Source organism: Paraburkholderia sp. RL17-373-BIF-A, assembly GCF_046030175.1.
Lineage (GTDB): Bacteria > Pseudomonadota > Gammaproteobacteria > Burkholderiales > Burkholderiaceae > Paraburkholderia.
In genome coordinates this window covers 1-455 of record NZ_JARESO010000427.1, presented here as the reverse complement: position 1 = coordinate 455, position 455 = coordinate 1, and the positions used below count along the sequence as shown (strand labels likewise).

Sequence of the window (455 nt, the reverse complement as noted above, 5' to 3'; positions counted from 1 at the left end):
CGATCTGTTCGCATCACTGACTTTGCCTTGAGGCGCCAACGAGTGAAGATTCTTCAGTGGCCGCAGCCCCGCGGGCTGAACCGGATGCCACGACAGATTGACGATGCGTTCTACGGCGGCAAACCAATGCGAGTTCGGGATGATTGCCGGAGACCTTGAGTGGGCATCGGCCCGGAAAGAAAGCTTGCACGATCGACGACGTAAAGGACCATTATGCCTGCTGTAACAGCCCAAACATTTGCAAGAGCTTTTTTCGGCACGCCCCAGTTCAAGGGCGGGACGCACGAGGCCTTCCGGCAGGGCAATGATCATGATGGCATTCCCACGTTCAGCAGGGAATTCTTCCGGAACGTCACGGTGAACGCCAAAGAAGACATTGCGACGCGCGCGGGCGACTTCAATATTTCGTGTTCACGGGGGACAGTGACTGCGACACTTACGTTGCTGACTGCTTT

The 455-nt window shown here is 56.3% G+C and carries 1 protein-coding gene; it reads right to left on the bottom strand.

Translation table 11 applies throughout. From position 1 onward, the window contains the following. A partial coding sequence (locus tag P0D80_RS51205; protein WP_408296622.1) for a hypothetical protein occupies positions 1-312 on the bottom strand: 312 nt, incomplete at its 3' end. Positions 313-455 lie beyond the last annotated feature (143 nt).